At 72.1% G+C, this 25867-nt stretch carries 26 protein-coding genes and 1 tRNA gene; 11 read left to right on the top strand and 16 right to left on the bottom strand.

The window, feature by feature from the left end:
- Positions 1-57: 57 nt before the first annotated feature.
- Together ACFYO8_RS13475 and ACFYO8_RS13470 are read right to left on the bottom strand one after the other, a co-directional pair.
- Entirely contained in the window at positions 58-1062 is a 1005-nt protein-coding gene (locus ACFYO8_RS13475; protein WP_354866304.1) for a hemolysin family protein, read from the bottom strand.
- Complete coding sequence (locus ACFYO8_RS13470) at positions 1055-2362, bottom strand: hemolysin family protein (protein ID WP_354866306.1); 1308 nt, start codon at positions 2360-2362, stop codon at positions 1055-1057. Before ACFYO8_RS13470 ends, ACFYO8_RS13475 begins: the two co-directional genes overlap by 8 nt.
- Before the next feature lie 83 nt (positions 2363-2445).
- Between ACFYO8_RS13470 and ACFYO8_RS13465 the strand changes: the two genes are divergently transcribed.
- Positions 2446-3123, top strand: coding sequence for a GPP34 family phosphoprotein (locus ACFYO8_RS13465; RefSeq protein ID WP_355014974.1), 678 nt, complete (start codon positions 2446-2448; stop codon positions 3121-3123).
- 66 nt (positions 3124-3189) lie between these two features.
- On the opposite strand, the gene ACFYO8_RS13460 is transcribed toward ACFYO8_RS13465, so the two are convergent.
- Both ACFYO8_RS13460 and ACFYO8_RS13455 read right to left on the bottom strand, forming a co-directional pair.
- Positions 3190-5388, bottom strand: a complete 2199-nt coding sequence (locus tag ACFYO8_RS13460; protein ID WP_387189483.1) for a (Fe-S)-binding protein — start codon at positions 5386-5388, stop codon at positions 3190-3192.
- Positions 5389-5567: 179 nt separating this feature from the next.
- Positions 5568-5831 (bottom strand): cell division protein CrgA, encoded by a 264-nt coding sequence (locus tag ACFYO8_RS13455; protein ID WP_091062038.1) that lies wholly within the window; start codon positions 5829-5831, stop codon positions 5568-5570.
- Between the two features lie 231 nt (positions 5832-6062).
- Between ACFYO8_RS13455 and ACFYO8_RS13450 the strand changes: the two genes are divergently transcribed.
- The 4 genes from ACFYO8_RS13450 to ACFYO8_RS13435 are packed head-to-tail and all read left to right on the top strand — an operon-like array spanning position 6063 to position 9110.
- On the top strand, positions 6063-6869 hold the full coding sequence (locus ACFYO8_RS13450) for a DUF881 domain-containing protein (RefSeq protein WP_387257244.1): 807 nt from the start codon (positions 6063-6065) through the stop codon (positions 6867-6869).
- Positions 6866-8200, top strand: a complete 1335-nt coding sequence (locus ACFYO8_RS13445) for a class E sortase (RefSeq protein WP_354866314.1) — start codon at positions 6866-6868, stop codon at positions 8198-8200. Before ACFYO8_RS13450 ends, ACFYO8_RS13445 begins: the two co-directional genes overlap by 4 nt.
- A 3-nt stretch (positions 8201-8203) precedes the next feature.
- Positions 8204-8455 (top strand): hypothetical protein, encoded by a 252-nt coding sequence (locus tag ACFYO8_RS13440; protein ID WP_354866316.1) that lies wholly within the window; start codon positions 8204-8206, stop codon positions 8453-8455.
- A gap of 4 nt (positions 8456-8459) precedes the next feature.
- Positions 8460-9110 carry an aminodeoxychorismate/anthranilate synthase component II gene (locus ACFYO8_RS13435; protein WP_354866318.1) on the top strand — a complete coding sequence of 217 codons (651 nt, stop codon included), beginning with the start codon at positions 8460-8462 and terminating at the stop codon, positions 9108-9110.
- 188 nt (positions 9111-9298) lie between these two features.
- Here the strand turns inward: ACFYO8_RS13435 and pknB are convergent, their stop codons facing one another.
- Genes pknB through ACFYO8_RS13400 form a run of 7 tightly spaced genes read right to left on the bottom strand, consistent with a single transcriptional unit; the run spans position 9299 to position 18261 of the window.
- A complete protein-coding gene (gene pknB / locus ACFYO8_RS13430) occupies positions 9299-11134 on the bottom strand; it encodes a Stk1 family PASTA domain-containing Ser/Thr kinase (protein ID WP_355014970.1) in 1836 nt (611 codons plus the stop codon).
- Positions 11131-12534 (bottom strand): protein kinase, encoded by a 1404-nt coding sequence (locus tag ACFYO8_RS13425; RefSeq protein ID WP_355094779.1) that lies wholly within the window; start codon positions 12532-12534, stop codon positions 11131-11133. The genes pknB and ACFYO8_RS13425 overlap by 4 nt, the downstream gene beginning before the upstream one ends.
- Position 12535: 1 nt before the next feature.
- The gene (locus ACFYO8_RS13420) at positions 12536-14044 is read right to left on the bottom strand and encodes a peptidoglycan D,D-transpeptidase FtsI family protein (protein WP_387257242.1); all 1509 of its coding nucleotides are present in this window, start codon (positions 14042-14044) and stop codon (positions 12536-12538) included.
- Entirely contained in the window at positions 14041-15531 is a 1491-nt protein-coding gene (locus tag ACFYO8_RS13415; RefSeq protein ID WP_354866326.1) for an FtsW/RodA/SpoVE family cell cycle protein, read from the bottom strand. Before ACFYO8_RS13415 ends, ACFYO8_RS13420 begins: the two co-directional genes overlap by 4 nt.
- Before the next feature lie 28 nt (positions 15532-15559).
- The gene (locus ACFYO8_RS13410) at positions 15560-16981 is read right to left on the bottom strand and encodes a protein phosphatase 2C domain-containing protein (RefSeq protein ID WP_387257240.1); all 1422 of its coding nucleotides are present in this window, start codon (positions 16979-16981) and stop codon (positions 15560-15562) included.
- Positions 16978-17466, bottom strand: a complete 489-nt coding sequence (locus ACFYO8_RS13405) for an FHA domain-containing protein (protein ID WP_354866330.1) — start codon at positions 17464-17466, stop codon at positions 16978-16980. The genes ACFYO8_RS13410 and ACFYO8_RS13405 overlap by 4 nt, the downstream gene beginning before the upstream one ends.
- Before the next feature lie 6 nt (positions 17467-17472).
- Positions 17473-18261, bottom strand: coding sequence for a DUF3662 and FHA domain-containing protein (locus ACFYO8_RS13400; RefSeq protein WP_026267912.1), 789 nt, complete (start codon positions 18259-18261; stop codon positions 17473-17475).
- A 208-nt stretch (positions 18262-18469) separates the two neighbouring features.
- Here ACFYO8_RS13400 and ACFYO8_RS13395 point away from each other — a divergent pair.
- From ACFYO8_RS13395 to ACFYO8_RS13380, 4 genes are all read left to right on the top strand, one after another.
- Positions 18470-18555 (top strand) — tRNA-Leu (locus tag ACFYO8_RS13395).
- A 71-nt stretch (positions 18556-18626) separates the two neighbouring features.
- Positions 18627-19736: an NAD-dependent epimerase/dehydratase family protein gene (locus tag ACFYO8_RS13390; protein ID WP_387257239.1), complete on the top strand. Its 1110-nt coding sequence runs from the start codon at positions 18627-18629 to the stop codon at positions 19734-19736.
- Positions 19733-20539: a WecB/TagA/CpsF family glycosyltransferase gene (locus ACFYO8_RS13385; protein WP_387257237.1), complete on the top strand. Its 807-nt coding sequence runs from the start codon at positions 19733-19735 to the stop codon at positions 20537-20539. The genes ACFYO8_RS13390 and ACFYO8_RS13385 overlap by 4 nt, the downstream gene beginning before the upstream one ends.
- An 88-nt stretch (positions 20540-20627) precedes the next feature.
- A complete protein-coding gene (locus tag ACFYO8_RS13380; protein WP_387257235.1) occupies positions 20628-21230 on the top strand; it encodes a hypothetical protein in 603 nt (200 codons plus the stop codon).
- On the opposite strand, the gene ACFYO8_RS13375 is transcribed toward ACFYO8_RS13380, so the two are convergent.
- The 3 genes from ACFYO8_RS13375 to ACFYO8_RS13365 form a co-directional block, all read right to left on the bottom strand.
- The gene (locus ACFYO8_RS13375) at positions 21198-21596 is read right to left on the bottom strand and encodes a hypothetical protein (RefSeq protein ID WP_387257233.1); all 399 of its coding nucleotides are present in this window, start codon (positions 21594-21596) and stop codon (positions 21198-21200) included. The two genes, ACFYO8_RS13380 and ACFYO8_RS13375, sit on opposite strands and share 33 nt — an antisense overlap.
- 149 nt (positions 21597-21745) lie before the next feature.
- On the bottom strand, positions 21746-21967 hold the full coding sequence (locus ACFYO8_RS13370) for a DUF397 domain-containing protein (RefSeq protein WP_099163142.1): 222 nt from the start codon (positions 21965-21967) through the stop codon (positions 21746-21748).
- The gene (locus ACFYO8_RS13365; protein WP_354866338.1) at positions 21937-22818 is read right to left on the bottom strand and encodes a helix-turn-helix transcriptional regulator; all 882 of its coding nucleotides are present in this window, start codon (positions 22816-22818) and stop codon (positions 21937-21939) included. Before ACFYO8_RS13365 ends, ACFYO8_RS13370 begins: the two co-directional genes overlap by 31 nt.
- 601 nt (positions 22819-23419) lie before the next feature.
- Here ACFYO8_RS13365 and ACFYO8_RS13360 point away from each other — a divergent pair.
- The gene (locus tag ACFYO8_RS13360; RefSeq protein ID WP_354866340.1) at positions 23420-23707 is read left to right on the top strand and encodes a hypothetical protein; all 288 of its coding nucleotides are present in this window, start codon (positions 23420-23422) and stop codon (positions 23705-23707) included.
- Between the two features lie 98 nt (positions 23708-23805).
- Positions 23806-24273: a hypothetical protein gene (locus ACFYO8_RS13355; protein ID WP_354866770.1), complete on the top strand. Its 468-nt coding sequence runs from the start codon at positions 23806-23808 to the stop codon at positions 24271-24273.
- A gap of 25 nt (positions 24274-24298) precedes the next feature.
- On the opposite strand, the gene ACFYO8_RS13350 is transcribed toward ACFYO8_RS13355, so the two are convergent.
- Together ACFYO8_RS13350 and ACFYO8_RS13345 are read right to left on the bottom strand one after the other, a co-directional pair.
- Positions 24299-25087 carry a PASTA domain-containing protein gene (locus ACFYO8_RS13350; RefSeq protein WP_354866342.1) on the bottom strand — a complete coding sequence of 263 codons (789 nt, stop codon included), beginning with the start codon at positions 25085-25087 and terminating at the stop codon, positions 24299-24301.
- A gap of 98 nt (positions 25088-25185) precedes the next feature.
- Positions 25186-25857: a PASTA domain-containing protein gene (locus ACFYO8_RS13345; protein ID WP_354866344.1), complete on the bottom strand. Its 672-nt coding sequence runs from the start codon at positions 25855-25857 to the stop codon at positions 25186-25188.
- Positions 25858-25867 lie beyond the last annotated feature (10 nt).

The following is a 25867-nucleotide window of genomic DNA, read 5'->3' as shown; positions in this document are numbered from 1 at the left end:
GGCGACCGTTTGTTTCATCACGTTTCCGCAATCGATTGCACACCAAGGGTATTCGTTTCACCTTCCGACGATGGCCGTCAATACGTCATCGAGCGTGACCACTCCCATTGGCCGGCGCCCGTCGCTGACCAGCACCATGTGGCGGCGTTCGCGGCGCATCGCGAGCAGCAGGTCGGCCAGCGTACGGTCCGGCGGCACCACCGCCAGCGGCCGGTAGACGGTGGCCGGCACCGGCGCCCGGCGGCTCGCCCCCGCGTACCCGAGCACGTCCTTGACGTGCACGAACCCGAGCACCCGGCGGGTGGCCCGCTGCACCACCGGGAAGCGGGACCGGCCGGTACGGGTCGCCAGCACTTCCAGCGAAGCCGGGGAGACGTCCTCGGCCACTGTGGTCACCGTGGACCAGGGTTGCAGCGCGTCCGCAGCGGTACGGCTGTGCAGGGCCAGCGCGCCGGTGATCCGCGCGTGCACCTCGGCGTCGAGTAACCCCTCGGTACGCGCCTGGGAGACCAGACCGGCCAGTTCCTCGGCGGTGAACACGGTCTTCACCGCGTCGGTCGCCTCCACCCGCCACCACCGCAGCACCTGCCGTGCCGCCCACTTCATCGCCAGCAGCAGCGGCTTGGTGGCCAGGCAGAACGCCAGCATGGCCGGGCCGAGCCAGAGCGCCGACGGCTCCGGCCCGGCCAGCGTGATGTTCTTCGGCACCATCTCGCCGACCACCGTGTGCAGGAACACCACCACGGCGAGCGCGATGACGAACGCCACCGGATGCACCGCCGGGGCGGGCAGCCCCAGCGCGGTGAACGAGGGCTCCAGCAGGTGGGCCAGCGCCGGTTCGGCGATCGCGCCGAGGCCGAGCGAGCAGACGGTGATGCCGAGCTGCGCCCCGGCGATCATCAACGGGATCTGGTTCATCGCGGCCAGTGCCCACCGGGCCCGCTTCGACGTCGCCGCGAGCGGTTCGATCACCGTACGGCGGGAGGCGATCAGCGCGAACTCACTGCCCACGAAGAACGCGTTGCCGAGCAGCAGGCCCACTGCGACCAGTAGTTCAGGCACCGTCGTCGGGCTCCTCGGGGCGCACCACCCGCACCTGCTCGATCCGGTGCCGGTCGACCTCCACCACCGTGAACTCGTACCCGGCCTCGTCGACCGTCTCGCCCGGCACCGGGATGTGGCCGAGCCGCGCCATGAGGAAGCCGCCGAGCGTCTCGTACGGCCCGTCGGGCAGCCGGAAACCGGTCTGCTCGACCAGCTCGTCAGCGCGCAGCACACCGTCGGCCAGGACGGTCCGCTCGCCGCCGGGCACGGTCAGCTCCATCGGCCCGAAGCCGTCCAGCGCGTCCGGGTCGAACTCGTCGGCGATCTCCCCGACCAGCTCCTCGACCAGGTCCTCGACGGTCACCACACCGTCGGTGCCGCCGTACTCGTCCACCACGATCGCCAGGTCCGCCCCGGCGGCCTTGAGCGCGGCCAGCACCCCGTTCAGGTTCAGGCTCTCCGGGACGTACACCGGTTCCCGGGCGACGGCGGCGACAGTGGTGGCCGTCCGGCGGGCCAGCGGCACGCCGAGCGCGTCGGGCACCCCGGCGACGCCGGTGACCAGGTCGAGCGTCTCCTCGTAGACGGGGAACCGGGTCCGGCCGGTCCGCCGGGACGCCTCCAGCAACTCGGCCACCGTCGCGGTCGCGCGCAACGCTGTCACGTCGACCCGGGGCGTCATGGCCTCGGCGGCCCGCTTGTCGCCGAAGCGGATGGTGCGGCGCAGCAGCATCGCGGTGTCCGGCGGCAGGGCGCCCGCGCGTGCCGAGATGGCGGCGAGCAGTCCCAGCTCCTCCGGGGAGCGGGCGCTCGCCAGTTCCTCCTGCGGCTCGACGCCGAGGCGGCGCACCAGCCGGTTCGCGGACTCGTTCAGCAGCCGGATAAGCCAGCCGAAGGTGCGCGAGAAGGCCCGCATCGGCGCGGCGGTGGCGAGCGCGGCCGGCATCGGGCGGGCCAGCGCGAGGTTCTTCGGCACCAGCTCGCCGAAGAGCATCGAGATGAGCGTGGCCAGGGCCAGCGCGAGCAGGCCGGTGAAGCGTTCCGCGCCGCCGAGCGGGTGCAGCAGCGGCGCGACGAGCCGGGCCAGGGCGGGCTCGGCCAGGTAGCCGGTCAGCAGCGCGGTGAGCGTGATGCCGAGCTGCGCGCCGGAGAGCTGGAAGGACAGCTCGCGCAGCGCGCGGCGTACCGTGGCGGCCCGGCCGTCCCCCTCGTCGGCCCGCCTGCCGATCTCCGCCCGGTCGACGGTGACCAAGGCGAACTCGGCCGCGACGAAGAAGGCGTTGCCGGCGGTCAGCAGCACGAAACCGACCAGTGGCAACAGCGTCAGAAGCAGAAGGCCGTCGATGGGCGTGATTGTGGCACGCGCGCGACGATGGCGTACCCCCCGGTAGCGTGGCACGCATGGACGGCCTGTTGCTCACTGATGAACTGGTCCTGCTCGCGTACGACGACGACGGCACGAACCAGCTCGGCAGTACGCACCTCGGCTACGGCCTCGCCGGTGCGGTGCTGCTGGAACTGGCCCTGGCCGGGCGGGCGGAGGTGGCGGACGAGCGGCTCGTGGTGACCGATCCCGCCCCGACCGGCGTACCGCTGCTCGACGAGGCGCTGGCGACTGTGGGAACCGGCCGGGCGCGCAAGCCGAAGGACTGGATCGGCAAGCTCGCCCCGGGGCTGCCGGACCGGGTGCTCGGCGGGCTCGTCGACGCCGGGGTGCTGCGCCGGGAGTCCGACAAAGTGCTGCTGGTCTTCCCGCGTACCCGCTATCCCTCGCCGACCGGCGCGGAGCCGCCGGCGGAGACCGCGGCCCGGCAGCGGATGACGGCGGCGCTCACCACCGACGCCCCGGTCGACGCCCGGACCGCCGCGCTGCTCACGCTGACCCGCGCCGTCGGCCTGGACCGCAAGATCTTCCGCGAGCTGCCGAAGGAGCGCGTCAAGGCCCGGATCGACGAGATCGCGGCGGGCGACTGGGCGTCGGCCGCCACCAAGAAGGCGATCGAGGAGATGCAGGCCGCGTTGCTGGTCGTGATGACGACCACGACGAGCGCCGCCATCATGACCGCCACGACCAGCTGAACGCGACGGCGGCGGCACCGCACGGGTGCCGCCGCCGTCGTGGTCCGGCTTCTGCCGGGGTACGCCTCAGCTCGCGCTCGGCGCGACCTCCGGCTCACCGGCGGGGGCCTCCGGCTTGACCGAGCGCAGCAGCACGCTCGCCACGTCGACGACTTCGACCTGCTCGCCCGCGCCCTTGCCGTTGACGCCGTCGTTCAGCATCGTCGAGCAGAACGGGCAGCCGACCGCGATGGTCTTCGCGCCCGTGGACATGGCCTCCTCGACCCGGTCCACGTTGATCCGCTTGCCGATCTTCTCCTCCATCCACATCCGGGCGCCGCCGGCCCCGCAGCAGAAGGAGCGCTCGCTGTTACGGGGCATCTCGGTGAGTTCGCCCTGGATGGAATCGCCGAGGACCTCACGCGGCGCGGCGAAGATCCGGTTGTGGCGGCCCAGGTAGCACGGGTCGTGGTAGGTCACGCCGCCGTCGACCGGCTGCACCGGGGTGAGCTTGCCGGCGCTGACCAGGTGGGCCAGCAACTGGGTGTGGTGCACGACCTCGAACTCGCCGCCGAGCTGGCCGTACTCGTTGCCAAGGGTGTTGAAGCAGTGCGGGCAGGTGGCAACGATCTTGCGCTTGCTCTTCTCCCGGCCCTCGAACGCCTCGTTCAGCGTCTCGACGTTCTGCTGGGCGAGCATCTGGAAGACGAACTCGTTGCCGATGCGCCGCGCCGGGTCGCCGGAGCAGGTCTCGCCCTCGCCCAGGATGGCGAACTTGACGCCGGCCTCGTTGAGCAGCGTGGCGACCGCGCGGGTGGTCTTCTTGGCCCGGTCCTCGAACGCGCCGGCGCAGCCGACCCAGAAGAGGTACTCGAAGTCGTCGACCTCACCGACGCGCGGCACCTCGAACCCGAGGCCCTTGGTCCAGTCCTCGCGGGTGTTCTGCGGGGCGCCCCACGGGTTGCCCTTGTTCTCCAGGTTGCGCAGCATGACGCCGGCCTCGGACGGGAAGCTCGACTCGATCAGCACCTGGTAGCGGCGCATGTCGACGATGTGGTCCACGTGCTCGATGTCGACCGGGCACTGCTCGACGCAGGCGCCGCAGGTGGTGCAGGACCAGAGCACGTCCGGGTCGATGACGCCGCCCTCCTCGGCGGTGCCGATCAGCGGCCGGTCGGCCTCGGCCAGGGCCAGCACGTCCATGTGGGCGAGCTGCGCCTCGGTGGCCTTCTCCTCGCCGGTCAGGTCCTTGCCGCCACCGGCCAGCAGGTACGGCGCCTTGGCGTACGCGTGGTCGCGCAGGCTCAGCACCAGCAGCTTCGGCGAGAGCGGCTTGCCGGTGTTCCAGGCGGGGCACTGCGACTGGCAGCGACCGCACTCGGTGCAGGTGCTGAAGTCGAGCAGACCCTTCCAGGTGAACTGCTCGACGTGGGCGACACCGAACTGGTCCTTCTCCGGGTCGGCCTCCTCGAAGTCCAGCGGCTTGCCCTCGCTGGTCATCGGGCGCAGCGGGCCCAGGCCGGAGCCGGCCGGCTTCTCCGGGTCGCGCTTGAAGAAGATGTTCGGGAAGGCCAGGAAACGGTGCCAGGCCACGCCCATGGTGACGTTGAGCGAGATCACGATGAGCCAGGTCATCGAGATGCAGATCTTGATGAGCGCGGCGACGCTGACGCCGGCCTCCCAGCTCGGGAGCACCGAGCCGATCGCGTGGCTGAGCGGGGCGGCCCAGACCGGGTACTCGAAGTGGTCGGTGGCGACCTTGAAGCCCCGGATCACGAACCCGAAGATCAGGACCAGCAGGACGACCCACTCGACGAAGTAGCCCTGCCACATGGTCGAGCCGGTGAACCGGGAGCGGTTCTCCGCGCGGTTCGGGCGGTTACGCAGCCGGATCGCCATCAGCACGACGATGCCGACCAGGCCGAGGATGCCGATCCACTCGGTGACCAGGCCGAAGATCGTCCAGTGGCCGATGATCGGCAGCCCGCCGCCGGTCGAGACCACCTCGAAGTAGGCCTCCAGCACCAGCAGCGACAGCACGATGAAGCCGACCATCACGAACCAGTGGGCGGCGCCGACCACGCTCCACTTGAGCATGCGGGTGTGACCGGCGGTCTCCACCAGCATCTTCGTCGTCCGCGCGCCCTTGTCGCCGAACCGCTCCGGCGCGGGCTGGCCGAGCCGGATGACGGCGGTCATCTTCATGACCGCGCGCACCGCAAGCCACACCGCAACGGCGGTGATGGCGGCCGCGAGGATCGTGGTGACGATCTGGACGCTGCCCATCGAGTTGGCCTCCCGGTCTGCTGCTTGTCCGTGCAGCCTACGCGCAAGGTTACCCAGCAGTAACGTGAGTCTTCTCGCACCAGGCCACGCCGCCCTGCGCACACCTTAGGTGTACCGGCGTCGAAGCGCCGGGCAGGGGCGGCGTGGCGTGACCTACGCCGTGGCGGCGCAGCGCCCGATCAGCGCCAGCGGGAGAGCAGGATCAGCGACGAGACCATCGCCCCGAAGCCCACCGCGAGGTTCCAGTAACCCCAGCTGGCGACCGGGTACGCCTGCTCGGAGAGGTAATAGATCACCAGCCAGCCGATACCCACCACGATCAGCGCGACCGCCGTGACCGGCAGCCAGATCGGGCTAGGCTTGCGCGTCGACGCCGTCGCCGTCGGACGCACGTCCGTCGGCGGGGTGTACACCTTCTTCTTACGAACCTGAGACTTGGGCACGACGCTCTCCAGAGGGGGGTACGACCTCGTCCGGCCTGACAACCGGGCGCGAGGGCGACGGTCCATGGCCAATAATGTTCGACAGCTAGCGTAGTCCCGACGGACCCTCCAGGCCACGAATGGGGCCAGGACGGTGCACTCAGTAACCGGAAAGAGCGGACTTTCCGGGTCGAGCAGGTCGGCTCGCACCGGCGCGGGCCGGAAACGAGACGACGGGAAAGGGAACGCCCGGTGGAGTACACGTCCGGCGCCGCCTCCTGGCAGAAGGTCCTCCGCCGCGCGGTAGCCGCCCTGCTGCCCCGGCGCGCCCGCCAGCGCCGCCCGGGCTGGTCCGTCGGCGTACCCCTGATCGCCGCCGCGGCCGGTCTGCTGTTCACCACCACCGCCACCACCGCGGGCGGCACACCCCTGCGCGAGGACCGGCGACCCCAGCTCACCCAGCTCATCGAGGACCGCCGCGAGGAGGTCGCCGCCAGCGAGGCGAAGGCCGCCCGCCTCCGCGCCGAGGTGGAGGAGCAGACCGCCGCGCTGGCCGGCGCCGACGGCCCGATCAAGACCGAGCGGGACCGGGCCGCCGCCAGCCGGCAGACGGCCGGATTCACCGCGCTCACCGGCAGCGGCGTGACGGTCGAGCTGAACGACGCCGACCGCCGGCCCGACCAGCCGCTGCCGAAGGGCGCCAGCAACGACGACCTGGTGGTGCACCAGGGCGACGTCCAGGCGGTGGTGAACGCGCTCTGGGCCGGCGGCGCGGAAGCCATGTCAATCATGAACGTGCGCGTGCTCAGCACCAGCGCGGTACGCTGCGTCGGTAACACCCTGCTGCTGCACGGCCGGGTGTACTCCCCTCCTTTCAAGATCGTGGCAATCGGCGATCCCGCGGAACTCCAGCGGGCGCTCGCCGCCTCTGAGGGAGTGCGGGTGTTCAAGGAAGTGGCCGACCACTACCAACTCGGGTACGCCGAGCGCGTCTCCACAGTCACCGTGCCGGCGTTCGAGGACTCCACCGCGTTGCAGTCGGCGACGGTGCCCCGGTGACCGGCGGCGACCCGCGGGCACGCGCCGGTCACGACCGCGAGGAGGAACCCACCGCGTTCCTCCCCCGGGTCGAGCGTCCGGCACCTGCCCCGGGGTCGCCACAGCCGCTCGACCTGCCCTGGCCCGACGCCGGCCCGGCACACACCGCCCCGGCCCGGCGCGGCCCGGCCGACCGGCCGCACCTCCCACCGCCCGCACCGCCGCGGACCACCACACCGCCGTCCGCACCGCCCCGGAGCACTCCGCCCCGGACCGCCCCGCCGCCGTGGCCGGGCAGCCGGGCGCATCAGTCCCTGGGCGCCTCCCATCCCGAGGCCGACCCCCGGCGCCGCCCGCCGGCGCGCGAGCCTTCCGCGGGCGCGCCCCGGCCGCCCGGCGTACCCCGTTTCGGCAGGCCGACCGGCGCGGACCGGAATCCGCCGGTCGACCCCGGAGCGACAGCGGTGCTGCCCGCCGTTCCCCGCCCGCCCACCGATCCCCGCCTGGACGCCACCGGGCTGATGGGCGCGGTGCCCCCGGCGCCGGACACCGGCGACGACGGCCCACCGGCCGAGCCGCCCCGTCCCCGTCGCGGCGAGCGGGTGGTGCGACTGCGGCCGGAGCAGACCGGCGACGGATACCGAAGCGTCCACTCCGAGCTGACCCGTCCCACCGTCGGCTCCCGGGTGCGCACCGTCGTGCGGGGCACCGGCGAACTGCTGATCACCTTCGGCCTCGTGGTGCTCCTCTTCGTCGGGTACGAGATCTGGGGCAAGTCGGTCATCGTCGAGGCCCACCAGAACGACCTGAGCAGCCAGCTCGCCCAGCAGTGGGACACGCCGGCGGACCCGACTGTCGGCCCGACCAGCCGCCCGGCCGTCAAGCCGAAGCCACCGGCCAAGGGGCAGCCGGTCGCCGGCCTCTACATCCCCCAGTTCGACAAGCACTGGGTCGTGGTCGAGGGGGTCGACCCGGAGAACATCCGGTACGCCCCGGGCCACTACCCGGACAGCGCCATGCCCGGCGAGGTGGGCAACTTCTCCGTCGCCGGTCACCGCATCCGCTCCACGTTCTGGCGGCTGGACGAGCTGAAGGCCGGCGACGCCATAGTGGTCGAGACCAGGAGCGACTGGCTCGTCTACCGGGTCTACCAGCAACGGATCGTCAAGCCGTCCCAGGTGGAGGTGGTCGCGCCGGTTCCGGACAAGCCGGAACAGAAGGCCACCGAGAAGCTGCTCACGCTGACCACCTGCAACCCGAAGTTCGACAACTACCAGCGGCTGATCATCCATGCCCGGCTGGACCACGCGCAGGCGAAGTCGGCGGGCCGCCCGGCCGAGTTGGAGGCGTGAGCCGTGTACGCGTGGATCTGGCGCAAACTGCCGTTCGGGCTGCCCGGCAAGCTGATCGGCTCGCTGCTGCTCGCCACCGCCACCGTCGCGCTGCTCTGGCTCGTGGTCTTCCCCTGGGCCGAACCGCTGCTGCCCTTCGACGACGTGCAGGTCACCCAGGACTCCGGCGTGCCAGGCGACAGCGGGCCGCCCGGCGAGGAGCTGCCGTACAGCACCGAGACGAACAACGCCCCACCCTCCACCCCGAACAGGTGACCCGATGCGCGTACTGGTGATCGACAACTACGACTCGTTCGTCTTCAACCTCGTGCAGTACCTCGGCCAGCTCGGGGCCGACTGCGAGGTGCGACGCAACGACGAGATCGACGTCGCCGAGGTGGGCCGCGTCGGCGCCGACGGTGTCCTGCTGTCGCCCGGTCCGGGCAGCCCGGATCGGGCCGGTATCTGCCTGGACGTGATCCGCGAGTACGCCGGCAAGCTCCCGATCCTCGGCGTCTGCCTCGGTCACCAGGCGATCGGCGAGGCGTTCGGCGCGACCGTCGCCCGCGCGCCCGAGCTGCTGCACGGCAAGACCTCCGAGGTACGCCACGACGGCGTGGGCGTGCTCGCCGGCCTGCCCGACCCGTTCACCGCCACCCGCTACCACTCGCTGGCCGTACTGCCGGAGACGCTCCCCGACGAGCTGGAGGTCACCGGCCGGACCACCTCCGGCGTGGTGATGGCGATGCGGCACCGCTCGCTGCCGATCGAGGGTGTGCAGTTCCACCCCGAGTCGGTGCTCACCGAGGGCGGCCACCTGATGCTGGCGAACTGGCTGGCCGCCTGCGGCTTCCCGGCGGCGCTGGAGCGCGCCCCGGAGCTGGCCGCCGAAGTGGACGCCCGCCGCCAGGCCGCCTTCTCCGCAGCCTGACCCACCCCGCGCCTCCCACCCCGGCCCCCGCGCGTCCCGCCCTCCCGCCCTCCCGCCTCCCCGTTGATCATGAAGTTAGCGGGGACAAATCGGACGTCCGGCGCCGCTAACTTCATGATCGTCGCGGGAAACGGGCGCGGCGGCGGCCCCGGGGATCGGGGACACCGCCGCGGTGGGTCAGGTGAAGGTCAGCGGTCGGTACGTGTCGGCGCGATGGTCGGGAACGGGAAGCCACTGCCGCCACCGTTGCCGCCACCGCCACCCGGCGTGCTCGGCGTCGTGCTGGGGGTGACGCTCGGCGTCGGGCTGGTGGGTTCCTCCTCGCGCGGCACGTCGACCTTGATGGTCACCCGCTCACCCTTTTCCAGGCTGGTCCCGGCGCGGGGCGACTGGCTGCTGACCTTGCCCGCCTCGGCCGGATCGACCTCCTCGCCCTCCTGGACCCGGACCTCGTAGCCGGCCTCCTTGAGCCGCTGCGTCGCCTGCGCCTCGGTGTAGCCGCGGACGTTCGGCACCTCGCTGACGTTGCCCCGGGAGACCTTGAGCGTCACCTTGCTGCCCTCGGCGACCGGGCTGCCCTCGGTGGGCGACACGGAGACGACCTGGTCCTTCGGCGCGCTGTTGTTCACCTGCTCCACCACCGGAATGAGCTTCTGCTCGCGCAGACGCGACTCGGCGGCGGCCAGGGTGCTGCCCTTCAGGCCGGTGGGGATGTTCACCTGGCCCGGGCCGGTGCAGACGTTGACGGTTACCTCGGTGTCCTTCTCCACCCGCTGGCCGAACGACGGGCTCTGGTCGACCACCGAGCCCTTCTCGCACGTGGTGTTCTGCACCGGGGCCCCGGGCTTGAACCGCAGCCCGGCCTGGGTGAGTGCCGCCTGCGCCTCGGCCTGCGAACGGCCCACCAACTGCGGTACGGAGACCTTCTCGGCACCGGACTGGTTGAGCCAGAGCACGGTGCCGAGCGCGATCACCGAGAGCACGCCGATCGCGGCGAGCGCGGCGATGACCCAGGACGAACTCTTGCGCTTGCCCGGGTCGCCCACCCGCGCCACCGGCTGCTGGCGGGTCTGCGGCCCCATCATCTGGGTCTGCTGCGCCTGCTGGTACCCGCCGCCCGCGGCGGCGCCCATCGGCATCGTCTCGTCGGCCGGCATCACCGGGGTGGCGAGCACCGGCCGGCCGGCGGCGGCGCGGAGCAGGTCCGCCCGCATCTCGCCGGCGCTCTGGTAGCGGTTGAGCGGGTTCTTCGACAGCGCCTTGAGCACGATGGCGTCGACAGCGGGGTTGACGTCCGGGTTGATCGTGCTCGGCGTCGGCGGCTGCTCCCGTACGTGCTGGTACGCGACGCTGACCGGGCTGTCCCCGACGAACGGCGGGTGGCCGCAGACCAGCTCGAACAGCACGCAGCCGGCCGCGTAGACGTCGGAGCGGGCGTCGACCGCCTCGCCGCGCGCCTGCTCCGGGGAGAGGTATTGCGCGGTGCCGATGACCGCGCTGGTCTGCGTCATCGTGGTGGCGCCGCTGGCGAGCGCCCGGGCGATGCCGAAGTCCATCACCTTGACCTGGCCGGTCTGGGTGAGCATCACGTTTCCGGGCTTGATGTCCCGGTGGATGATCCCGTGCCGGTGGCTGAACTCCAGCGCCGCGCACATGTCGGCGCAGATCTCCAGCGCCCGGCGCGGCTGGAGCCGCCCCTCGACGCCGAGGACCTCCTTGAGGGTCCGGCCGTTGACGAACTCCATCACGATGAACGGCAGGGTCTCGCCGGTGGGGGCGGTCTCCTCCCCCGTGTCGTAGACGGCGACGATGGCCGGGTGGTTGAGCGAAGCGGCGTTCTGCGCCTCGCGGCGGAACCGCATCTGGAAGGTGGCATCGCGGGCCAGGTCGGTACGGAGCATCTTGATCGCGACATCGCGCCCGAGCCGGAGATCACGGCCGCGGTGCACCTCCGCCATGCCGCCGTAGCCCAGCAGCTCGCCGACCTGGTACCTGCCACCGAGCAGGCGGGCCTGCGCTGTCATCGCGTCTCTCGTCCTTCGCTCGTCGTCGTACCGCCGCCGGCCGGCAGGAGGCGTACCTCACGACGGTACGACGTACGGACCGGATAGTCGCCTTCGTACGGCCGCACCGCGCCGGAGGTCACGCTCACACTCGCCGGAGCGGCTGCGGTAGCACCGTATTTCCGGTACAGGAACGAAATCACGCCCGAGCAGAGGATGACCAGTACGGCCACCACGATCGCCGTCGTCCACAGCCCGGACCGGGAGCGCCGGGGTGCTGCGGCGGCGGGCGGTCGCGGGTACCCCACGGGGTTGTGGTGGGGCATGGGGCGAGGCTGTGGGACGGGGGCCGCGCCGCGCGGCGCCACCGGCGGACGGGGCTGCGGGGCGGGGTGCGCGACCACGGCCGGGTGCGGCGTGACCGGCGGGCGGGCCGGGGACACGGGCGGCCGGGGCTGCGGGCGCGGGGCGGCGACCGGCTGCGGGCGCGGCGCGGCGGCTGGCTGCGGACGCGGCGCGGCGGCCGGCACCTGCGCCCGCGCGACGGGCGCAGCCGGTGAGGCGGGCACGCCGGAGATCGGGTGCCCGGCGCGGGCCGCCTGGGAGAGCGCGAGCTTGGCCTGCCGGGCGATGCTCGCCAGGGCGGCGGCGCTGGGCCAGCGCGCGGCCGGATCCTTCGCCATGGCCCGCTCGACGATCGCCCGCACCTGCGGCGGGATGTCGGGCGGAAGCGCGCGTGGGTTGTCCCGCACGTGCTTCATGGCGATTTCAAGGGGGTTGTCCCCCTCGAACGGGCGGCGGCCGGCCAGGCACTGGTACGCGACCACACCCAGCGCGTAGACGTCCGAGGCGGGGGTGGCGACCGCGCCGGTGGCCTGCTCCGGCGAGATGTACGACGCGGTGCCGAGCACCGATCCGGCGGCGGTGAGCTGGCCGATCAGTTCCGAGCGGGCGATGCCGAAGTCGGTGAGCACGAGCGTGCCGTTCGGCCGGACCAGCAGGTTGCCGGGCTTCACGTCGCGGTGCACGATGCCCTTCTCGTGCGCCGCGTGCAACGCGTCGGCGGCCTGCGCCAGCAGGGCCATCGTGCGGGCCGGGGTCAGCCGGCCGACCCGGCTGAGCGTGGCGGAGAGCGCGTCGCCCTCGACGTACTCCATCACCAGGAACGCGATGTGCTGGTCGCTGCCGAAGTCGTAGACGTCGACCACGCCGGGGTGGTTGATGGTGGCCATGGTCCGGGCCTCACCGCGGAACCGCTCGGCGAAGCCCGGTTCGTCCAGCAGCGCGGGGAGCAGGCTCTTGACCGCGACGGTACGGCCCAGCACCTGGTCGGTGCCGCGCCAGACGTCGCCCATGCCACCGCTGGCGATCCGCTCGTCGAGGCGGTAGCGGTTGCCGAGCTTCACTCCCGGGGCCAGCACGTCAGCGCCTCCCGGAGTCCGTGATGACCGCCGCCATGATCCGGCCGGCGATGCGGGCCGCCTCGGCGCTGCCGCCGCTGCCCGCCTGCTCCAGCTCTACGCAGACCGCGGAGATAGGCGTGCCGTCCTTGTCCAGCGCGAAGCCGATGAACCAGCCGTGGTCCGGGGTGTTCGGGCCGGACTCGGCGGTGCCGGTCTTGCCGCCGACCACGAAGCCGTCGATGGCGGCCCGGCGGCCGGTGCCCTCCTTCACCACGTTCTGCATCATGTCGCGCAGGTCGGCCGCGACCTGGCCGCTGATCGGGCGGCGCAGCTCGCGCGGCTGGGCGGCGTCGTAGACGGTGGTGCGGTCCGGCCCGAGCAGCTGCTTGACCAGGTACGGACGCATCTGCTTGCCGTCCTTGTTCGCCACCGCGGCGGCGATCAGCGCGCCCTGCAACGGCGTCATCCGCACGTTGTTCTGGCCGATCGACGACTGGGCGAGCGCAGCCGGGTCGGTGCTGCCGTCCGGGTTCTGCATGTCGCCGGTGCGGCTGGCCGCCACCGGCAGGCCGCCCTCGCCGAGCTGCCCGACGGTGAGGTCCTCCTGCTCGAAGCCGAACTGCTTCGCCTTCTCCTTGACCTTGTCCGCGCCGAGGCGTACGCCGAGCTGGGCGAAACCGGTGTTGCAGGACTCGGTCACCGCCTCCCGGAGCGTCACCTGGGACTCCGGGCAGATGGACGGCGCGGCGTTGCGGATCGGCTGGCCGGCGCCGGGCGCGGTGTAGCTGGAGCCGGCCGGGATGCGGGTCTGCTGCCCGACGCCGTTCTCCAGCGCCGCCGCGGCCATAATGATCTTGAAGGTGGAGCCGGGCGGCAGCGTCTCGGACAGCGCCCGGTTCGCCAGCGGCCGGTCCTTGTCCTTCTCCAGTGTGTTGTACGCCCGGTCCGCCTCGGTGCTGTTGTGACTGGCCAGCGGGTTCGGGTCGAAGCTCGGCATGGACACCAGCGCCTGCACCGCGCCGGTACGCGGGTCGATAGCGATGGCCGCGCCCTTCTTCGCGCCGACCTGGTTGTCGTTGAGCTGCTTGTACGCCGCTTCCTGGGCGCGCTTGGAGAGCGTCAGCAGCACGTTGCCGCCACCGGTCTCGTCACCGGTGAACATGTCCTTGATCCGGCTGGCGATGAGCACGTCGCTGGTGCCCGCCAGGAAGTCGTTCTCCACCCGCTCGATGCCGCTCGCGCTGCCGTTCACCGGCTTCCAGCCGAGCACGTGCGCGTACATCTCCCCGCCCGGGTAGGTGCGCTGGTACTTCAGCTCACCGCCGGTCTCCTTGCTGAGCGCGTACGCGGTGCCGCCGACCTCGATGTTGCCGCGCTTGCGGTCGTACTCGGCGACCTGGACCCGGCCGTTGTAGTCGCTGTTGCGGTACTCGTCGGCCTTGTAGGCCTGAATCCAGTTCAGGTTCGCGAACAGCAGCCCGAACAGGACCATCACGACAACGCCGACACGGCGCAGGGGGGCGTTCACGGCCGGATCACCTCCGTCGGGGCGCCGTGCAACTGCTCGGGCGGACCGCCGGACGGCCGGGCCGCCGGACCGCCGCCACCGGTCACCGAACGGCGGGCGCCGTCGGAGACGCGCAGCAGCACCGCGATGAGCAGCCAGTTCGCCATCAGCGAGGAGCCACCGGCGGACAGGAACGGGGTGGTCTGACCGGTCAGCGGGATGAGCTTGCTGATGCCGCCGACGATCACGAAGACCTGGAGGCCCAGCGTGAACGCCAGACCACCGGCGAGCAGCTTGCCGAACGAGTCCCGCACCGCGAGCGCGGCCCGCAGGCCCCGCTCCACGATCAGCAGGTAGATCACCAGCAGCGCGGAGAGACCGAACAGGCCGATCTCCTCACCGATGCCGGCGAAGATGAAGTCGGTCTGCACCTCGGGCAGCAGCGCCGGCTGGCCCCCACCCGGGCCGGCCCCGAACAGGCCGCCGGTGCCGAGCGTCAGCAGGCCCTGCACCAGCTGGTAGCCCCTGTCGTACGGCTCGGCGAACGGGTCGAGCCAGATCTGCGCCCGGTCGTAGAAGTTGGCGAACGGGCCGCCCACGGTGCTGCCCAGCACGTATGCCAGATAGGCGCCGCCGAAGAACAGGAGCAGACCGATGAGCAGCCAGCTGACCCGCTCGGTGGCGATGTAGAGCGTCACCACGAACATGCCGAAGTAGAGCAGCGAGGTGCCCAGGTCCTTCTCGAAGATCAGGACCAGGAGGCTGATCAGCCAGACCACGAGGACCGGGCCGAGGTCGCGCCCGCGCGGGAAGTCGATGCCGAGCACCCGCCGGCTGGCCAGCGAGAGCACCTCACGCTTGCGCACCAGGTAGTAGGCGAAGAACGTGAGCAGGGCAAGCTTGGCGAACTCGCCGGGCTGGATGGAGAACCCGCCGAACTTGATCCACAGCTTGGCGCCGTTGATCTCGGAGAACCGGCTCGGCAGCACCGCCGGGATCATCACCAGCACGATGCCGGCCAGGCCCAGCGTGTACGCGTACCGGGACAGCGAACGGTGGTCGCGCAGGATCGCCAGCAGCCCGGCGGCGAGCACCACGGCCGCCAGCGTCCAGGCGAGCTGCCGGCCGCCGGTGCCGGCGAAGATGGCCAGGTCCTCCCGCTCCGCGGGCGTGGCCTTGGCCAGGTCGTAGCGGCGCAGGAAGCCCACGCCGATGCCGTTGAGCAGGGCCACCGCCGGCAGCAGCGCCGGATCGGCGTACGGCGCCAGCCAGCGGATCACCAGGTGCAGGCCGAGGAAGACCAGCCCCAGCGCGGCGGCCGGGATCCAGAAGTCGGGCGTGATCGTGTCCAGCGCCTTCGCCTCGACCATCGCCGCGTACGCCGCCACGAGCACCATGGCGAGCAGGAGCAGGGACAGTTCGGCGTTACGCCGGGACCGGGCCAGGCGTGCGCCGGACTCCCCGCCCGTCGAAGCGGGCGAGGCGGCCGGTACGGCGGCTGCGGTCACGGATACGTCCTCAGGATCGAACGGGCACTCACTCCGGCGACCGGCAACCCGCCGGGTCGGCCGGCGGAACGGTGTCGGAGGGTACGGCGTCGGGCGTGATGGTCGAGGTCGGCGAGCCGGCGGGCGGCGCGGAGGGTGCAGGGCTGCCGTTGAGCTGCGGGGTCAGCGCGTTCGGCGTCGCCGCCGGTGCCGGGCTGGTCAGGCCCGGCGACGGCTCGGGCGGGCAGAGCGGCTTGAGGTTCGGGTTCGCCGGGTCCTCGCTGGTCAACTCCGCCAGCCGACGCTCCGCGTCCGGCTCGTTGCGGGCCTGGATGCCCTGCTTCACCCGCTCCTGGGCGGCCAGGGTCAGGTCGTCGAGCCGGGCGTCGCTGCGCGCGTGCACGTCCGACAGGTCCAGCCCGGCGATCTGCCCGGGCACCCCGCGGAAGACCGCGAGCTGGCCGTCGTCGGTGGCGCCGACGTAGTACTGCCGCTGGGTGTACGTCCAGCCGCCGAACCCGGCGCCGCCGACGATCACCGCGAGCGCCAGCACCATCGCGACGGTGCGTAGCGGCCGGCGGCGACGCCGCTCGGGCTCGTCGTCGCGGTTGTCCACCGGTTCCTCGGGCGCGGGCGGCCGGGGTGCGGACAACGCCGAGGCGCGGGCCGCCGGGGTGGAGTCGTCGGCCGAGGTCGCCATGCCCCGGTCGCGGGCGGCGGCGCCGCCGACGATCGGGGACGCCTCGACGATGTCCTGGTCGGTGGCGTCGGCGATGATCACGGTGATGTTGTCCGGGCCGCCGCCGCGCAGCGCGAGCTGCACCAGGCGTTCCACGCACCGCTGCGGTTCGGGGTACTCCCGCATGGCGTCCGCGATGGTCTCCGCGCTGACCACGCCCGAGAGCCCGTCGGAGCAGATCAGGTAGCGATCACCGGGCAGCACCTGGCGGACGCTGTACTCCGGGTCGATGTCACGGCCGTCGAGCGCCCGGGTGAGCAGCGAGCGCTGGGGGTGGCTGCTCGCCTCCTCCGCGCTGATCCGGCCCTCGTCGACGAGCATCTGGACGTACGTGTCGTCCTTGGTGATCTGCGCGAACTCGCCGTTGCGCAGGAGATAGGCCCGCGAGTCACCGATGTGGACCATGCCGAGCTTGCTGCCGGAGAAGAGGGTCGCGGTGAGCGTCGTGCCCATCCCCTCCAGCTGCGGGTTGGCGTCCACGGTGTCGCGGAGCTGCTGGTTGGCGGTGCCCACGGCGGAGCGGAGCGCGTCGACCAGGGCGTCACCGGGGACGTCCTCGTCGAGTGGCGCCATGGCACCGATGACGATGTTGCTGGCGACGTCACCGGCGGCCATGCCGCCCATGCCGTCGGCCACGGCGAGCAGCCGCGGTCCGGCGTAGACGGAATCCTGATTACCGTCTCGGATCAGACCGCGGTCGCTGTGGGCCGCGTAGCGCAGGGTCAGAGTCATGGCCGTAATTCGAGGGAAGTGCGGCCGATCCGGATCGGCACGCCGAGGGGGACGGGGGTTGGTCCGGTGACCTTAGCGCGATCGAGATAGGTGCCGTTAGTCGATCCGAGGTCCTCGACGTACCACTGCCCCTCACGGGGCATCAGCCGGGCGTGTCGCGCCGAGGCGTAGTCGTCGGTGATCACCAGGGTCGAGTCCTCCGCCCGGCCGATGGTGATCTGGGCCTCCCCGAGGGTGATCCGGGTGCCGGCGAGCTGCCCGGCGGTGACCACCAACTGGTGGGCGGCCCGGCCGCGCTTGGCCTTGGCGGGCTTCCCCTGCTGCTGCCCGGTCGACGCGCCGATCCCCCGCGGCGCGGCCACGAGCTTGCCCGACCGGGCGCCGGCGAAGAGATCCCGGCGGATCACGCCGACCACCGTGAACACGAAGATCCACAGCAGGATCAGGAACCCGAACCGGGCGACGGTGATGACCAGTTCCGGCAACGCGGATCAGCCGTCCACGCGGAAGGTCAGCGTCGTGGTGCCGAGCTGGATCATGTCGCCGGGGTTGAGGGCGACCGCCGACACCCGCTGGCCGTTGACCATGGTGCCGTTCGTGGAGCCCAGGTCGGTGAGCACCACCTGACCGCCGTCGAAGTCGAGCCGGGCGTGGCGCCGGGAGATGCCGACGTCGGGCAGGCGCAGGTTGGCCTGGTCGCCGCGGCCGATCACGGTCGAGCCCATCTGGAGCGGGTAGGTGCGACCGTCGCCGGAGACCAGGCGGACGTTGCGGCCACCGCCGTGACCGGGCGGGGGGCCGTAGCCGCCACCCTGGTCGTACGCCGGGTACGCCGGGCCGGCGTCGTAGCCGCCGGGCGCGGAGACCGGGGCGACGTCCCCGCCCGTGTAGACCTCGGCGGTGACCCGGAACATGCCGGTGTCCAGGCCCTCACCGCGTTCGACCTCGACGATCACGTCGCCGTAGACCGTCCACGCCTGCTCGCCGATGAACTCGGCCTGCGACTGGGCCAGCTCCTGGGCCAGCGCGGCCGCGTACGGCGCCAACCGACTGTGGTCGTACGGCGAGAGATCGATCACGTAGCGGTTGGGCACAAGGGTGCGCCCACCGGCCAGGATCGCCTTGTGCGCCTCGGCCTCCCGCTGCATGGCGTTGAGGATCTCCACGGGGTGGACCACCCCTTTGAAGACCTTGGCGAAGGCCCCCTCGACCAGGCCTTCCAGACGCTTCTCGAAGCGTTGCAGCACGCTCACCGGCTCCTCCTCGGGTCCCGAGGCAATGATGGTATCCGGACACCGCCTCCGCAGCTCACACGCCGCTCGGCCGGCTGCCGTCGGCCTGTTCGTGACCAGGCCCGCGGACGTGCTAAAGTTTCGCCCGCCACGAGCGGTGATCGTTCGTGGCGTGGCCAGTGGACAGCGTAATATGTCCCGGCACCCGCCGCAGATGGCGGGCGCGGGATGCGATATGGTGTCGCAGGTCAGCCACGGGGATGTGGCGGAATGGCAGACGCGCACGGTTCAGGTCCGTGTGTCCGAAAGGACGTGGGGGTTCAACTCCCCCCATCCCCACCAGGACGAGGGCTCCGCATACTGCGGGGCCCTCGCTTCGTATCGGGGCGTTCCGGACGTCACGCTATGCTCCGATGGTTTCCCTGCCTCCCATGGACCAGGAGTGGCGTGTGACTGTCGCGTTGGTGACCGGTTCCGGCGGTCTGATCGGCTCCGAGGCGGCCCGGCACTTCGCCGGACTCGGTCTCGACGTGGTCGGCATCGACAACGACATGCGGCGGTACTTCTTCGGTGAGGACGGCTCGACCGCCTGGAGCCTCGACCGGCTCGCCGCCGACCTGGGCTCCGCGTACACCCACCACGCCGTCGACATCCGCGACCGCGACGGGCTGGAGCAGGTCTTCAAGCGGTACGGCAAGGACATCGCCGTGGTGATCCACAGCGCTGCCCAGCCGAGCCACGACTGGGCCGCCAAGGAGCCGTTCACCGACTTCGACGTGAACGCCGGTGGCACGCTCAACGTGCTGGAGAACACCCGGCGGCACGCGATCGACGCGCCGTTCATCCACTGTTCCACGAACAAGGTGTACGGCGACCGGCCGAACTCGCTCCCGCTGATCGAGCTGGAGACCCGCTACGAGCTGCCCGAGGACCACCGCTGGTACGGCGGCATCACCGAGGACATGTCGATCGACGAGTCGCTGCACTCGATCTTCGGCGCCTCGAAGGTCGCCGCGGACGTGATGGTGCAGGAGTACGGCCGCTACTTCGACATGAGGACCGCCTGCTTCCGGGGCGGCACGCTGACCGGCCCGGCGCACTCCGCCGCCGAGCTGCACGGCTTCCTGGCGTACCTGATGCGGTGCGTGATGGAGGGCCGGACGTACAACCTCTTCGGCTACAAGGGGAAGATGGTCCGGGACGCGATCCACTCGCACGACGTGCTGACCGCGTTCGAGGCGTTCTTCCGCGAACCGCGCTCCGCCCAGGTCTACAACCTCGGCGGCGGCCGGCACTCGAACACCTCGCACATCGAGGCGTTCCGGGTCGCCCAGGAGATCACCGGCCGCGAGGCCCGGATCAACTACGTCGAGCAGGCCCGCACCGGCGACCACCAGTGGTACGTCAGCAGCATGGCCCGGTTCGAGGAGCACTACCCGTCCTGGAAGATCACGTACGACGTGCCGATGATCCTCCGCGAGATCTACGAGGCGAACGCCGACAAGTGGGTACCGAAGGCATGACCACCGGGACCAAGCGCAACGTGCTCGGCGTGGGCGTCGACGCGACCGACTACGCCCGGGCCACCGAGGCCGTGGTGGCGGCCGCGCACGAGCGCCGCCCGCTGGCGCTCACCGCGCTGGCCGTGCACGGCGTGATGACAGGCGTGCTCGACCCGGCGCACAACGCCCGGCTCAACTCCTTCGACGTGGTCACCCCCGACGGGCAGCCGGTGCGCTGGGCGCTCAACCTGCTGCACGGCGCCGGGCTCACCGACCGCGTCTACGGCCCGGAGCTGACCCTGCGGGTGCTCGCCCGGTTCGCCGAGGAAGGGCTGCCGGTCTACCTCTACGGCTCCACCGAGGAGACCCTGTCCCGGCTGGTCCCGGCGTTGGAGCGCAAGTTCCCCGCGCTGAAGATCGCCGGGGTGGAGCCGTCCAAGTTCCGGGCCGTCGCACCGGGCGAGGACGCCGAGATCGCCGACCGGATCCGGGCCAGCGGCGCCCGCCTCGTCCTGGTCGGGCTGGGCTGCCCGCGCCAGGAGATCTTCGCGTACGCCATGCGCCCGCTGCTGGACATGCCGCTGATGGCTGTCGGCGCGGCCTTCGACTATCACGCCGGCCTGCTGCGCAACCCGCCACCGTGGATGCAGCGCGCCGGACTGGAGTGGTTCTGGCGGCTCGGTCTGGAGCCCAAGCGCCTGTGGCGCCGGTACGTCATCCTCAACCCGGCCTACCTGGCCCGGCTCGCCGCCCAGAAGACCGGGCTGTGGAAGGCCACTCCGCCGGCGCCGGCCACCGGGCGTCCTGCCACGTTCGACGTCTGAGCCCTCGACCCCTACGGGCCCGGGTACGGGACGAACCCGGGTGCCGTCCCGGATTCGTCGAACGCCGAACCGGGCAAGGCTAGGGGGCATGGATGACCGTCTCGCCGTACTGCTTCCCGTCGCCGCCGTCTGGCTCGCCGCCGGACTGGTCGCGGAGGGCCTGCCCGGGCTCGACCGCGCCCGGGCGCTGCGCCGGCGTACCGGATGGTTGTCCGCCCTGGTGCTGACCGGCCTCGCACTCACCGCGGCGGTCCTCGCCGCGGGCCTGCAACGCGCCGACGGCACCACTGTGGACCGCGCCGCCGCCGCGCTCGGTGTCGCGGCGCTTCCGGCGGCCGTGGTGGCGGTCTGCACGGTACGGCGGGTCCGGCGGCTGCGGTCCGGCGCGGGCGCGTTCGCGGCGGCACCGGGCACGCCCGCCCCGCACGGACTGCGCGCGGCGGCCGCGCACCCGCTGATCGCGCTGCCTCTCCAGGTGACGGCGATCGCGGTGCTGGTGGCGGTGCTGCCGTCGGTCGGGGTCGACCTGTTCGCCGCGCCGGGCGTCGCCGGGCCGGTGACCACCGTCGGGGTGCTCGGTGCGTGCGCGATCGGGGTACGCCACGCGCTGCGGCACAACCGGCTCGCCGAGCGGGCGATGCCGGCGGCCGAGGCGGTGTCAGCGCGACCGGCTCGTGCCCTGCACGTATAGCAGTTCCAGGATCGCGCGGGTCGCCTCGAACCAGCGGTCCAGCCAGCCGGGCGGGGGCACGCTGCCCTTCGGGGGCAGCTCCATCAGCAGGCCGCGCAGCAGTGGATGGTCCACCAGGGACTCCTGCTGCTCGACCGGCCAGCCGCTCGGCGGGAAGGACGGCTCGGTGAGCGGGTTCGGGTCCAGCGACGGCAGGGACAGCGGCGCCGCGGCCGGCTCGGGGACGCTGCCCTCGCGCGCGTCCTCACCGTCGCCGGAGACCACCTCGGTGAGGACGGTGTCCCGGCGGGCCCCCCGGTACTTGCCACCGAACCGCTCGGGCTTGCCCGGGCCGCTGGTGAGGTTCTCTGAACCGATCGTCGTCATCCGTCTCGCCTGCCTCGTTCGGTTGCCGATCCGTGCGGTTCAACGAGGCGGATCGGAACTGGCGACGGGTGCCCGCCACCGCACGGGCCCGGGAACGCGAATGGTCCCGCCCGGCGGCGCTGCCGGGCGGGACCACACTTCGTTGCCGGTCAGCTCCGGCCGAACGCGCCGCCTCGCGCGCGGGCGACGAAGGCGTGCCAGTCACCCGGAGCGAAGACCAGGGCCGGGCCGGCCTTGTCCTTTGAGTCCCGCACTCCGACCGCCCCGGTCACGTACGCGACCTCGACGCAGTTGTCGCAGTTCGGCCCGCTCTTCGAGCTCTTGAACCACGTCGCCTGCGTCAGGTCCACGGGGAACTCCTTGGTCGCCATTTCCACAGTGGCTCCTCTGCCAGTCTCGCGATGTATGCGACGGACTCCTCCGGGCGCATGGCCGCTGCTCGAATGTGATCGAAGATGAAGCTGTACTTCTGAAGTTCGTCGCTCTTCTCCAGGAAGAGCCCACCCGTGGCGTTCTCCGCGTACACGACATCGGGATCACTCGGCTCGGGGAAGCTGAGAATGGTGAAGGTCCCGTCCATGCCGGCGTGCGCTCCCACCGCGAAGGGCAGGACCTGCACCGTCACGTTCGGCAGTTCGGCCACCTCCACCAACCGCTTGAGCTGACCACGCATCACCGCGTCGCCGCCAACCGGCCGACTCAGCACCGCCTCATCGAGCACCACCCACAGATCGACCGGATCATCCTGCGTCAACAACGACTGACGGCCCAGACGGACACGCACCCGTTGGTCGACCTGATCGTCGGTGATGTCCGGACGGGCCGCGCGGATCATCGCGCCGGCGTACTCCTCGGTCTCCAGCAGCCCCGGCACCACCTGCTGCTCGTAGGTGCGGATCGAGCCGGCCGCCGCCTCCAGGCCGACGTAGGCGCCGACGAGCACCGTGCTGTACGGATGCCACCAGCCCTTCTGCCGGGCCTCCCGGGCGATCTGCACCAGCTCGTCGCTCTCCGCGCCGACGATCCCGTAGATGCGGAGCATGTCGCGCACGTCGCGCGGGGTGGCTGTGGTGTGGCCGGTCTCGATCCGGGAGATCTTGGACGCGGAGCACTCCAGCTGCTCGGCGACCACCTCTATGGTGATGCCCGCCGCCTCCCGCTGCCGGCGAAGTTCCGCACCCAGCCGGCGTCGCCGGATGGTAGGGCTGCGCCGTTCGGTCACGGCGCCATCCATCGGCTGGCGGGACCACGATTCACAGCTACCTCCGGTCGGTCGCGCCCCGATTCGGAACCCACCGCGGGCGCGACCGGGGCGGCGGGCGAACGTTCGCGGCAGGGTGGTGCCAGTCGTCGACCGGCCGCGACGGGCGAAACCGGCGTCCAGTGTGCCGTTCTGGTGCCTGACGCTTCAAGTATCGCCGATTGCGTGTCCGACTCACCTATCGGCAAAAGTCGACGTGCAACTTGCATGTCGCACGTCCCTGATGCAGGCTGTCCGTATGGCACGGGTTACTCACCGTCTTCGCTTGATCTCCGGGCGTGGTGGCACCACGGTCCGCGGGACGGCCGGAGGGGAGCCGTCCCGCGCCGTGCGACCTGCCCCGGAATGAAGACCCCGTCGCTGCACGCCAGCTTGGCTGCGGCGGCGGGAGCGGTAACCGGGAGCAGCCGGGTGATGGTCGGGTGGCGGTCCGCCACCGCGGGTACTGCCCGACCACCACCGACCCACAGACCGTCGGTCCACGAGGCAACCCCCGTCACCGGACCGCACCGACCCGATCCGCCTCGCCGGTCCCGGCCGGCCGACCCTCCCAGGAGCCCATGTGCTTCCCCGCTCCGGTGACGTACTGCACGTGACTCGCGCGGCGAGTGTCCAGTTCCTCAGACCGATCATGTTCCGGGTCATCCGGGTGCTCGACTGGCCGACCTACGACGGTTGGCTCTGGCTCGAAGGCTACGAGTTGAACGCGGCGGGGGACGCGGTCAGCCGGCGGTCGATCTTCGTACTCCAGGAGGGGTTGCGGCAGCTCCAGGCCGCGCCGGCTCCGCGGCAGCACACCGTGCGGACGGCCCGCCGCCCGGTGGTCCGGACTCCGGTCCGGATCGGCTGACCTGCCGATTCCCGGTCGGGTGGGCGTGCCGTCGCCATAGAATCGGTACGCCCACCCCGGCACGTTCCACCCCGCGCGCCATGGACCCCGAACCTGGGATGGTCATGGTCAATCTGCCCGCCGCGCGGCGGCACCACCGCTTCCGTGTCGGCTATGCCCTCGGTCTCTTCCTCTTCCTCGTCACCGCGACAGCGCTCGCGCTCGCGGTACGCCACCCCGCCTTCTCCGCCACCCAGCAGCTCGCCGAGCCGGTGCCGGCCCCGGAGATCACCGTGGCCGGTGAGGACGGCCGGACCGAGTCCGATGCGGCTCGATCCGATGCGGCCGGTTCCGGCCCGGCGGCGTCCGACACGGCCGACGACCAGGACGGCTGGGCCGCCACCGACACCTCACAGGACGAGGACGACCCGCCGGCGGGCACCGGGGGCGGCGAGGGCACGCTGGCCGAGCGGCCGGCCGCCGGCACCGACGACCTCAGCCGGTCACTGTTCTACTCCGGGCTGCTCGGGCTCGCCATCTCGCTGGCCGGGCTGGGCCTGGTCGGCACTCGCAGGCGCCAGTGGTGACCTCGGATGCTCGACGCCGTGAACCTCAGGGCGTCGTGGTCGTCGCCGGAGCGGAGCCCGGCGTGCTCGGACCGCTCGTCGGCGGAGCGGGTACGGCCACCACGATGGTGACCCGGTCGTCCTCACCCACCGGGTAGCCGGCCTCCGGATCGGTGGCGATCACCGTACCGGCCGGGCGGTCCGACGCCCGCCGCTGCACCCGGTAGTCCACGTCCAGCCGATCGAGCGCCGCGCGGGCAGCGGCCTCCGGCAGCCCCACGAGCGGCGGCATCGGCACCTCGACCGGCGCGGTGGTGGCCGGCGTGCTCGGCGGTGAACTGCTCGGCGCGGCACTGGTCGGTGCGGCGGTCGTCGGGGCGGCGCTCGTCTGCGCCGAGATGCTCGGCACCGGCGGGCCCGGATCGGAGTCCCGGTCGGCGGCACGCAGCGCCAGCCACACCCCCACCCCGATCAACGCGAGCAGAAGCAGCGCCAGGATGCCGAGCAGAATCGGCATCCACCAGCGGCGCCCGGCCTGCTCCTCGCCGTACCACTCGCTTCCGGGCTCGGGATAGCCCGCCGGCCGTGGTGGCGGCACCCCGGCCCGGCCGGACCAGGCACCCACCGGTTCCTGCGGGGTGGTGGCGTCGAGCGGACGGCCCGGCACCGGTGGCCCGCCCTGTCCGACCGGGCCGCCGGGCAACGGACGGGTGGCGTCGCCCGCGTTCCGCGGCATGGCGCGGGTCGCGTCGGCGTCCTCCCCGCCCGCGTTCCGGGGCAGCGCCCGGGTCGCGTCCGCGTCACCGGCGGGAGATTCCTGACGGTCGTCGCTCATGGCACGTCCTTTCCCCACCGGGACGGGGCGCACGGCCCTCGATCGTCCACCGTAGCGGGCCCCGGCCCGCTCGGCCGGGATCAGCGCGCCCGCGCTCGTCAGGGAGTCGGCGACGGCGACGCCGCCGGCGGCGTCGACACCGCATTACCGCAGGTCAACGTGACCTGGTCGTTCCACCGGGCAGTGCTGCGCGCCACCGGATCCTGGGCCGTTACCGGGCCCTGGCGGCCGGTGGCGTACCGGGGATAGAGCCCGGCGTCCACCAGATCGTCTGCCGCGTCGGAGCAGGACAGCGTGTCCACGGCGGGCACGGTGACGGCCGGCGCCGGGCCGGAGACCCACACGGTGACGGTTATGCCGCGTTTCACGGGGGTGCCGGGCGGCGGTGAGGCGCGCTCCACGGTGCGTCCGGTGCCCGTACCGAACACCAGTCGCCAGCCGAGCCGGCGCTCGCGCAGGTCCCGGCGGGCCTGCTCGAAGTCGGCGCCCACCACCTCGGGCACCGTGAGCCCGGCCGGGGCGCTCGTGCGCGTGCCGGTGGGCGAGGCGGTGGCGGTCGACGGCGCTGTGGACGGGGAGGCCGACGTGGGCGTGGCGCCGACCGGTGGAGTGCCGGCGGGCGCGGCCTGGCGCTCCGGCTCGCCGGCCAGGATCCAGCCGACGCTGGCGCCGATCACCGCCAGCAGGACCACGGCCAGGCCGCCGCTGACGAGCAGCCTGGCCCGCCCCGGGCGGGTGCCCTCGTCTGCCGGTTGCTGCTCGTCCGTCATGCTCCCTCGC

It is taken from the genome of Micromonospora sp. NPDC005257 (assembly GCF_042872445.1).
Taxonomy (GTDB): Bacteria; Actinomycetota; Actinomycetes; order Mycobacteriales; family Micromonosporaceae; genus Micromonospora.
The sequence above is the reverse complement of the archived record's forward strand: the minus strand, read 5'-3'. Positions and strand labels throughout refer to the sequence as shown.